A 6,353-nucleotide genomic window follows, 5' to 3' on the forward strand; every position below is an offset into this window, starting at 1 on the left:
TATACCATTGTTTTATTATGGCATTGTAAAAAAAGAAATGCACCGATACAACTCAGTGCATTTCTCTCACCTTATAACCGCTTGCTTTAATGGCATTAATCGCTAACACCACAAGCGAATCAATATATTGCTTACTCAATTGTAAATCACGATTAATAATAGATAGCTCTGTACAACCTAAAATAATATAATCACAGCCTGCATCTTGCATAGCTTGCTCAATGGGTTGCCACTGTGCATATGTAACACATTGCCCTGCCTTTACTTTATCATAAATCATTGCCATTACTGCCTGCTGAATAGTTGGTGCTGGCTCAACTGCTACCATACCTTGCTTAGCTAATGCTGATTGGTAAACACCTGAGGCTAATGTGCCGTCGGTTGCTAAAACACCTACACGCTGTGCACCAAGTTGTTTGGCTTGTAGCACGGTTTCTTCAATCATATGAAGAAGCGGTACACTACTGACACGGCAAATTTCATTATAAAATGTATGCGCGGTATTGCACGGCATAACTAACAGCTCTGCCCCAGCATCTATTAAGAGCTGGGCAGCTTGCTGTAGGTAAGGTATAGGATTTTGTGCTGTAGCGTCTAATACATACGCTGTGCGATCTGGTATTGTCGTGTCGTTATTAATAATGGTGTGCACGTGCTCTTGATCCTTGCTAGCATCTGTTAGGCGTACAATCATCTCGCCTAAAAACATCGTCGCAAGTGGCCCAACCCCACCAATAACTCCCACTTTTTTCATTTACTCTGACAAACCTTTTTTATTAAAGTATTTTTTGTATTTACGGTAATGATTTAGTGTATGCAACTGCAATTTAACCCAACGTTTTGGATTTAAATCCTTGCTGTAAAATAACGAATTTGTTACTTTACCCGCTTTGATTAATTGCTTAGCTTTCTTTACCATTGCTGGGTTATCCGCATATTTAAATAACACACCATGCGGAATAATTGTCCATAAATGTTCGTCCTGTACATACACAAGCTCTTGCTCTTTATGCAACATATAATCATCCGTCACATATTTCATTAAGTTATGACCACTCGCTGTTACATAGTAACTTGAGCGTCCATTACGCAAATTAATCTCAAAGAGTTTGTATGTGCCATCGCGCTCGTCGTACTTCATATCAAAGTTTGCGAAACCTGTGTAGCCAATATCTTCAAGGAAAAATTTAATTTGGTCCATTAACGCTTTGTCATACGTTGTAATAATTGCCGCATAGCTACCAATGCCTTCTGGAGAATGCTCCTCTAAAATCGGATTACCTAAGCACATTAGCTTCACTTTTCCTTGCTCATTGACATAGGCATTTAATACACGCATGTACGAGTCATCACCAGGGATAAACTCTTGGATGACAAGTGTGTCCTTGTAAGTAGAAGCATAAATCGCCTGCAAAATCGCTTGCTTTTCGGCTTCATCATGCGCAATAAATACTTTCTTTTTACCAGGGAAAGCACAAGCCCAGTACGCTACAGAATTTGATGCTTTAATAATAATTGGGTATTGGAATGGCACCTCAAATGTTTGGTAATCATCGTATGTGCATAAGGTAGTTTTGGGATAAGCAAAATTATAGGTCTCACACATTTTATAAAAGTTTTCTTTTAATAAAATTTGGTCCATTAGCGCCTCGTCAATGTAGGGCACAGTAAAATACTTTTTGAGTTCGGGCTTGTTTTTAATAATTAGCTTGGCATAGTCGTCACCACACGCTAATAATAATAAACGTTTATCTTGACCATAAACTTGCGCTACTTGCTTTAAAGCTGCTAAAAATACATCTTGCTCATTTAATTTATCGATTTCATTAAATTCTAGAATTGAACTATGCTCTGTCGCTGATAATTGTGAGCGTCCTAAAACTAATGGCTTGATGCCATACTCCTCATAAAATGCGCGCGCCATACCATAGGCATTCATATCAGAACCTAGTAAAACGGGTAAAAAATCATACACCTTTTCCTCCACTACCTTTCAACATTATGAATCTCTGTTAGTTTTTTAAAAAATATTGTTCATACCATACAAGGAACATATACACAGACCAAATTTTACGTTGGTTTTGCGCTTCACCTTTATAATGGTCGACTAATAATTTCATAATTTTATTTTGATCAAAGAATTGTGCTGCATACTCACTCTCAAACGCTTTTTTAACGGTTGTAAAGAAAGCTTCTTCTTGCAGCCATACACGGATTGGTACAGGGAAGCCGAGTTTTTTACGTTTTACCCACTCTTCTGGTAAGGCGTGGCGTGATGCCTCGCGGAAAGCATACTTTGTATCAATATCATTAACACGGTACTCTAGTGGTAAACGCTCTGCTACTTTTAATAGCTCCCCATCTAATAATGGCGTACGTACTTCTAAACCATGCGCCATTGTCATTTTATCCGCTTTTAATAAAATATCATCTACCATCCATAAATGGAAATCTAACACTTGTTTTTTTGTTGTGTCATCTTCGCCTTTTAATGTATCGTAAATCGGTTTTGTAATGTCCTCAACTGTTGGTGCCTCTTGGAAGCGCGGACGTAAAATAGCAGCCGCTTCAGACTCATCAAAAATATGGGCTTGTCCATGGAAAGTTTGCTCTACTGGTAAACCACCACGCATTAAGAAGCTTTTGCCTTTAGCTCCTGCTGGCAATTGCTTAGCCACACCTGCTGCTGCACTACGTAAGATTTTTGGTACTTTTTTATATTTACGCATAGTTGGTGAGTCATTATACTCTGCATAGCCACCGAAAAATTCGTCTGCGCCCTCGCCTGAGTAAACAACTTTAACGTGTTCACGCGCTAATTTTGCTAGGAAGTATAATGGTACAATTGATGGGTTTGAGTGCGGCTCATCCATCATATACTGGATATCACCTAACGCGTCAATACACGTTTGACCATCCATAATTGTACTAATATGCTCAATGCCAACCTCCTCAGAAAGTGCCTCTGCGCTTTCAATTTCCGAAAAGATTTTGCTATCAAAACCAACTGTAAACGTTTTAGCAGGTTTAGCTACTGCTACAACATAGCTTGAGTCTACACCACTTGATAAAAACGAACCGATTGGTACATCTGCCTTGCTATGTGCCTCAACCGATTCACGTACTGTTGCATCAATCTCATCTACAAAGTGCTCAAGTGGTAACGCAACAGGCTCAAATTTAACTGACCAATAACGTGTTGTTGTCACCTTATTATCTTTAATAAACGCATAATGCGCTGCTGGGAACTTAAAGACATTTTTAAAGAAGGTTTCTTGTAAAACTGGGAATTGGAATGTTAAATAAGGTTTAAGCGCTTGTTCGTTCAACTCTTTTTTGAAATGTGGGTAAGCTAAGAAGCTTTTAATTTCTGAAGATAATAGAAGTGTGTTGCCCACTTGGCTGTAATAGAAAGGTTGTACGCCAAACATATCACGCGCGGCAAACATTGTTTTTGTATCCTTATGCCAAATCAAAATGATAAATGCACCGCGTAATTTTTTTACGGCTGCTGGACCCCATTGCTCATAAGCCTTTAACACAACTTCGCTTGTTGCCTTTGTTGTGCAAGTTACACCTTCTTGTTGCAATGCTTTACGTAATACATCTTGATTGTAAATTTCACCGATAAAAATAATTTCTTTTAAACCATCTTCACTCGAAAACGATTGATGACCTGCCTCGTCGTGCACAAGTTGATTGCCACAAAAGCCAAGCGCAATATCCTCCGTTACAAAGACACCTTGTTCGTCAGGACCGCGATGCTTAATTTTAGCTAGCATGTCTTGTACAATCTGTTCACTATTTTCAGTTTCTCCTATAAATCCTGTAAATCCACTCACCGTACAAAACTCCTCTCAGTTTTACGTTTTTACTTTATAACTATACCTCAATAGCGATATAATCACGATTAATACACCTATTGGCGCTATTCGCTTTCTACAGAATAGCATGTATGCATTTTACATATCAATCGACAAATAGCAAGCGGAGGAGAAAAATATGCTGTATGCAATTATTGGTGATTTACATAGTAACGAAGCTGATACAATCGCTGTCCTAACGCAAATCAAAAAAATCGCACCACATGCCGAAATCATTGGGCTTGGTGACTTGTACGAATGCCATATCGGCAAAAAGAAAGCGCAAAAAAATAAACTTGTGCCACTTCAAAAGGCTGTAACACTTACGCCATCTTTTGAACGCTTATTAACTTTCCCGTCTGTTATTGGCAATCAAGAGGAGCGCATCGCGCATGTCACAGGTGATACGCGCTTTCTAAAATTGCCACAAACATTATCTATTGAGCACGCGACCATTATTCACGGGCATCAATTTATGTGGGACGAAGCATGGCATCCTACCTTCCCTACTTTTACTACACCACTTGTATTTTTTGGTCATAGCCATCGCGCTGCCATTTACCATAACGGTGAACGTATTGCGATGCCAGCGAACGCATTGCTTGATGTAGCTAACGCGCATTATATTATTAATGTAGGAGCTGTAGTCTTTCACCGCGAGTGGTGTTTGTATGACAGCAAGAAAAAAACCATTCACTTTATGCGTGCATAAGGCGAATGGTTTTATTTTTAATTAAATTTTGTTTTATCTGCAATAATAATTTTGCGTAGTTCCTGTAGCTTTTCGACCACTTCATGCGAAACTTCAGTTAAATCTACTAACACCGTCTCAGCTTTCGCTTTGTTGCCTGCGTTATAAGATTGCACTGCTGAGTGTGCAAGCTCTTGCATGCGCAAATAAGGTTGCTCTAAATCTTTAAAGGCCTGCTTATCACCAAGTGTTTCCTGCCCTTTACCATAATACCAAGCACCAAGTCTTGATTCTCTCGCTGTACCAACCTCATCTAGTGTCATTTCATCAAAACCTAGTAATAAATTATAAATACGCCAGCGCCACAGTAAATGATCTGTGATGGCTAGTGAAATAACATCCTCATGACTAATAATAAAGTTTTTCGAAATCGTTGATGAACGATACTCATCAATCATCTGACTTAATTTATAAATCGTAGCACCTGTGGTAAATACAATCTCACGGCTTTGCTCCATCATTTCACGAATGTTAGCGTTACGCGCCGTAATATCTGTTGCTGCTTCGTTTTGTGCCTGCGTTGTCTCAGCCATTTCTTCAAAGCGCTCACCTTGAAATTGTAAATTAGTATTAAGTGCTGTTAATGTATCCGAAATACGTGATGTTTCTGCTACACCTTCATGTAAGTCCTCCGCAAATTGACGCGTTAACGAATCAATATGATTAGTAATCTCTAATAGCTCACTAATATCATTTTGAATCGACTGTACAGATGTTTTAGTATCGTCCGCTAATTTACGCACTTCCTCTGCTACAACAGCGAAGCCTTTACCTGCTTCACCTGCGCGCGCTGCTTCAATTGAAGCGTTAAGTGCAAGCAAGTTGGTTTGGTCAGCAATGCCCTTAATTAACTCCATCAGTGAGGTTACACTCGTTACACGCTCCACAAGCTGGGCTGTGTGTTGTTGCATAGTTTGTTGCCCCTCATCCGTCGTTTGCAAAATACTCGTCACATGCTTAAGTGAATCTAAATCTTTATTTAACGCACCAAGTGTTTCACGCGTTGTTTTAGCAATATCACCAAGTGTGCCTGATACATCCTCAATACTTTCGTCCAATTGATGCATAGACTCATTAGCAGAAATAATATCTTGCTCTTGGTCATCCTGAAATGCCATTAACTCTTTAATTTGATCAAGTTGTGTATTATACATAATAATTTCGCCCAAGCCATTTACAACAGAGCCTGCTTGAATTTCGATATACGTTTCCACAATAATTTGTTGGTCAATGGTTACTAAACTATCATAAGCAAGCAACACATCTAACATTTTTTGTGGTTCTTTAGCAAAGCGGTCCACAATAAGCGGAATGATTAATTGGTTAACAAGCGTATACGCCGAAATCATCCAGTTAGGTAGTACCCCTAGGCGCGCATGTGTATAGGCAATGCGTCGTCTTTTAAAAACATAATTTAAATCTAACTCATCCTCAAACAAGCTGACAAAGTGTGCATCAAATGTTTTCTTTAATCTTTCGACCGTTGTGTGTTGACGTATAACTCTCGCAAAATCTGGTATCTCTAACAGACGGTCATAAAAATTATCCAATATCGCCACACGGTTTTCGGCATATAAATCTTTTAAAAACATAACGGACTCACGGCGAATACGTGATAAGGCTAAAAAGTCTAGCTTCTCCTGAAAACGCTCGTTCGTGGCAATGTCTGATTCTGCACTCTTATTGAAATACGAGTATAAATCAATTTTTTTCTTTTTAAATAACATGATTGTTCACTC

General features: G+C 38.9%; 5 protein-coding genes. 1 reads left to right on the forward strand and 4 read right to left on the reverse strand.

What is annotated here, in order from left to right:
• Nucleotides 1-52 precede the first annotated feature (52 nt).
• The 3 genes from CH76_RS10725 to asnB form a co-directional block, all read right to left on the reverse strand.
• Nucleotides 53-754: an aspartate/glutamate racemase family protein gene (locus tag CH76_RS10725; protein ID WP_036145969.1), complete on the reverse strand. Its 702-nt coding sequence runs from the start codon at nucleotides 752-754 to the stop codon at nucleotides 53-55.
• Nucleotides 755-1,939, reverse strand: coding sequence for a hypothetical protein (locus CH76_RS10730; RefSeq protein ID WP_051910326.1), 1,185 nt, complete (start codon nucleotides 1,937-1,939; stop codon nucleotides 755-757). It lies immediately after the preceding gene.
• Nucleotides 1,940-2,012: 73 nt separating this feature from the next.
• The gene (gene asnB / locus CH76_RS10735) at nucleotides 2,013-3,842 is read right to left on the reverse strand and encodes an asparagine synthase (glutamine-hydrolyzing) (RefSeq protein ID WP_051910325.1); all 1,830 of its coding nucleotides are present in this window, start codon (nucleotides 3,840-3,842) and stop codon (nucleotides 2,013-2,015) included.
• Nucleotides 3,843-4,002: 160 nt separating this feature from the next.
• Between asnB and CH76_RS10740 the strand changes: the two genes are divergently transcribed.
• Nucleotides 4,003-4,575, forward strand: coding sequence for a metallophosphoesterase family protein (locus tag CH76_RS10740; protein WP_036145975.1), 573 nt, complete (start codon nucleotides 4,003-4,005; stop codon nucleotides 4,573-4,575).
• A 17-nt stretch (nucleotides 4,576-4,592) separates the two neighbouring features.
• Here CH76_RS10740 and CH76_RS10745 read toward each other — a convergent pair whose 3' ends face one another.
• The gene (locus CH76_RS10745; RefSeq protein WP_036145977.1) at nucleotides 4,593-6,341 is read right to left on the reverse strand and encodes a protoglobin domain-containing protein; all 1,749 of its coding nucleotides are present in this window, start codon (nucleotides 6,339-6,341) and stop codon (nucleotides 4,593-4,595) included.
• Nucleotides 6,342-6,353 lie beyond the last annotated feature (12 nt).

The sequence above is a fragment of the Lysinibacillus sp. BF-4 genome (assembly GCF_000743635.1).
GTDB classification, from domain to species: domain Bacteria; phylum Bacillota; class Bacilli; order Bacillales_A; family Planococcaceae; genus Metalysinibacillus; species Metalysinibacillus saudimassiliensis.

Coding starts and splice junctions, on each gene's coding strand:
- CH76_RS10725 (WP_036145969.1), bottom strand. CDS start 754: ATGAAAAAAGTGGGAGTTATTGGTGGGGTTGGGCCACTTGCGACGATG.
- CH76_RS10730 (WP_051910326.1), bottom strand. CDS start 1,939: ATGAATGCCTATGGTATGGCGCGCGCATTTTATGAGGAGTATGGCATC.
- CH76_RS10740 (WP_036145975.1), top strand. CDS start 4,003: ATGCTGTATGCAATTATTGGTGATTTACATAGTAACGAAGCTGATACA.
- CH76_RS10745 (WP_036145977.1), bottom strand. CDS start 6,341: ATGTTATTTAAAAAGAAAAAAATTGATTTATACTCGTATTTCAATAAG.